The sequence below is a fragment of the Nostoc cf. edaphicum LEGE 07299 genome (assembly GCF_015207245.1).
GTDB lineage: Bacteria > Cyanobacteriota > Cyanobacteriia > Cyanobacteriales > Nostocaceae > Nostoc > Nostoc edaphicum_B.
On record NZ_JADEXF010000651.1, the window covers coordinates 1 to 3,554 of the forward strand.

General features: G+C 43.8%; 2 protein-coding genes. Both read left to right on the forward strand.

Features of this window, described 5'->3' with window-relative positions; translation table 11 throughout:
* Positions 1-603: 603 nt before the first annotated feature.
* A complete protein-coding gene (locus IQ229_RS18375) occupies positions 604-1,707 on the forward strand; it encodes a septal ring lytic transglycosylase RlpA family protein (protein WP_194046172.1) in 1,104 nt (367 codons plus the stop codon).
* A 192-nt stretch (positions 1,708-1,899) separates the two neighbouring features.
* On the forward strand, positions 1,900-3,507 hold the full coding sequence (locus IQ229_RS18380; protein WP_194046173.1) for a bifunctional pantoate--beta-alanine ligase/(d)CMP kinase: 1,608 nt from the start codon (positions 1,900-1,902) through the stop codon (positions 3,505-3,507).
* Positions 3,508-3,554 lie beyond the last annotated feature (47 nt).

The following is a 3,554-nucleotide window of genomic DNA, read 5'->3' on the forward strand; positions in this document are numbered from 1 at the left end:
CCAGTCTAGTTGTGGAGAATAAAGGTAATGATTGATGTAAGTAGAAAAAACTTTCAAAAAAGATATTAAACCCAAACTAATTCGCATAATTATTTAAGATGTAACTCATATCACCACTTATTCATAGTTAAATCTAAATATTTCATTAAATAAACGATTTTAAGCATTTATGCCGTTGCTATTTAATTAAAGTTATATTACCTTCTTATAGGAAATAGCCAAAAAGTATGTGATCTAGAATACAGGGGTAGTTGCGAGCCTTTAGAAGTGATGTGAATAAGGTATCGCCACTTTAGTGTGAAATAAGTGTAAAGTTTTTTAAGAAATTTTTGACTTACGGAAAAAATCGTTACATAGCCAAAGTCCGCTTTTGAGCAAGGTTTCGACCTTCAAATTGGAATGGGAATTTGAGAAAGTGGCCGATAGTTACGCTAAAACCCTGATCCCCAAGCCAAAAGGTTCGTGTTAGTCTGTTGCAGTTATAAAGAACAAAGTGAAAACGGGACGAGTTCGAGTTTTTCAAAAGGAAAATCACTTTCATTAGTGATAAATCCCACGAGTTATAAAACTTTAAGTTCTACAATCGCTTTCAAAAACGGACGCATGAATCAAAGACATTTGTGGACTATTGTTGCCCTGTTTATGGCTGTTTTGGGAGTACCCTCAGTCGGTTGCACTCAAACCACCAAAGGAAATGCGCTAGCATCCCAAAAATCACCTGCCCCTGATGTGGTTAAGGTGGGAGAGTACCAATCAACAGCAGGGAAACAAACCTTGGATGCTGTGATCACAGAAATTCATCCTCACGACATTAGAGGACGTAAGGCGGCAACCCTTTTTATCAAAAATATACCTGTTCTCACCTTTTTGAGTTCTGTATCAAATACGAATCTTGAGACTAAAAAAGTTGGTGCAATTGGCAATACTGGGGGCGTACAAGGGTACGCCCTTATTGCTAGCAATTCATCAAATGTATTAAATGCTGGGAACGTAACAGATGCGAGTAACCAGATTAGCTCCGCTGACAATGACCCGGTTCAGATAGCTGGTGTAATAGCAGCTAAGATCAACCAGTTGAATCGGGAAAACGTGGACGGGAGTAAGATTACCGTCAGTTGGAAAGCAGGGGAAAAATCTACTGCCGATCAAGCGCAAAACAAAAGCGTCCCTGCGCAACAAGATGGCGATCGCTATGTAATCAAAATTAATGGCGAAGAACTGGTCGAAATCAACGAAGGTACGCGACTAGCAGATAGTACCAACAATTTGGCGCAAGATGCATTGCAAGCAACCAATCGCTTGCGGAGACTACTAGGCAATGCATCTCCTATAAAAGAGATTGCCAATTTACCAGTCCGTCAACAAATATCAATACCAAAGCTGCCTCAACAGGTTGCCGTTGGAGCAGTGCGATCCACCTTGAGAGGTATAGCTTCTTTTTATGGCTATGACTTTGCTGGTAATCGCACTGCTAGCGGCCAGAGATTCAACCCTGAAGGAATGACTGCCGCTCATCGCAGTTTACCCTTTGGTACAAAAGTCCGTGTAACCAATACCCGCAATGGTCGTTCTGTAGTGCTGCGGATTAATGACCGAGGCCCATTCATTCGTGGTCGAATCATTGACGTGTCTACTGGCGCGGCTCGAGTTTTGGGAATGATGGGCAGTGGCATAGCACCAGTACGTGTTGAAGTTTTAGGGAAATAATCCAGTAGGTTACAGGTTACAGGTTACAGGGGAAAAATTATTCCCTATCACCTGTCACCTGTCACCTATAACCTTTCCCCTAACCCCAATCCCAGTTCCCTATCACTTAATTCCCCTAGTTCAATCAACTCTTCCCTCTATTTCGGATATAAACTAACGGGGGAGGGATCGATAAGAACTAGGGGTATTTTTGTGCGCCTGCTGACAACAGTCGCAGCTTTACGCTGCTATTTAACTAAACGCTGCTCAGAAAACAAGCTAATTGCGGTTGCTGAGGATCTGAGACTAGATGAAATGACTGGCTGGTATCGGACGGCAGTTGGTCTGGTGCCAACGATGGGAAATTTGCATCAGGGTCATTTAAGCTTAATTCAACAGGCGCGGCACGAAAATTCTACGGTGATTGTGAGTATTTTCGTCAATCCCTTGCAATTTGCTCCTAATGAGGATTATCAACGCTATCCCCGCACTTTAGAGCAAGACCAACAACTTTGCGAACAAGCTGGGGTAGATGCCATTTTTGCACCGACTCCTGAAGAGATGGCAGTTCCCCAGAAGAGTATACAAGAATCAAAGGTTACACAAGTTATCCCTCCATCTGCTATGATGACAGGCTTGTGTGGTCGTTCTCGGCAAGGTCACTTTCAGGGTGTCGCTACGATTGTTACCAAACTTTTCAATTTGGTACAGCCTGACCGTGCCTACTTTGGTCAAAAGGATGGTCAGCAACTAGCAATTATTAAACGCTTGGTGGCTGACTTAAATTTGCCAGTAGAAATTGTTGCTTGTCCAACAGTACGGGAAGCGTCGGGTCTGGCCTTCAGTTCTCGCAATCAATATTTGACTGCAACGGCAAAAGAGCAAGCAGCAGTCTTATATCGTGGCTTGCAACGAGCTGAAGCTGCATTCATTGCAGGCGATCGCAATAGCAACAAGTTGATAGCAGTGGTACAGCAAGAAGTGGCAATGGTCAGCACGGTCTCAGTGGAATATATTGAATTGGTTGAACCGACTACGTTAATGTCTTTAGAAAAAGTTGAGGAGGAAGGAATGTTGGCGATCGCAGCTCGTCTTGGTGCTACACGTTTGATTGACAATCTCATATTGCGCGATCGTCAACCCATTATCGCCATTGATGGCCCAGCTGGTGCTGGAAAATCTACAGTGGCGCGGCAAGTGGCAGCAAGCCTGAATTTAGTGTATTTAGATACGGGAGCGATGTACCGTGCTGTCACTTGGTTAGTACTGCAAAAGGGGATTGCTATTGACGATGAGTGTGCGATCGCGGAATTAACTAATCAGTGTAAAATTGAACTGACTCCCACCCAGGATTTACAATCGTCCGTGCAGGTTTGGATTGATGGTACTGATGTTACCCAGGTAATTCGCACCATTGAAGTAACTTCTCTTGTATCTGCGATCGCGGCACAAAGCGCTGTCCGTCAAGCACTGGTTAAACAACAGCAAAGCTGGGGTAAAAGAGGTGGTTTAGTTGCTGAGGGTCGAGATATTGGTACTCACGTATTTCCCGATGCCGAAGTTAAAATCTTCTTAACCGCTTCCGTCGGGGAACGTGCCCGTCGCCGCCAGCAAGACTTTAACACCCAAGGTCAACCTGAAGTGAGTTTAGAGCAGCTGGAACACGATATCGCCGAACGTGATTGGAAAGATAGTACACGTAAAGTTTCTCCTTTGCAGAAAGCAGCAGATGCGATCGAACTTCAAACTGATGGTTTGGAAGTGTCTGAAGTCACGGCACAAATCGTTAACTATTACCAACAGCGTTTATCTCAGTGTTAATTACTACTATTTGCTGTTAGTTTTTTAGTTTCAAAGGGTGGTGGGTG

Bases quoted from the DNA above. Each gene is read 5' to 3' on its own strand.
- IQ229_RS18375 (WP_194046172.1), top strand. From the start codon at position 604: ATGAATCAAAGACATTTGTGGACTATTGTTGCCCTGTTTATGGCTGTT.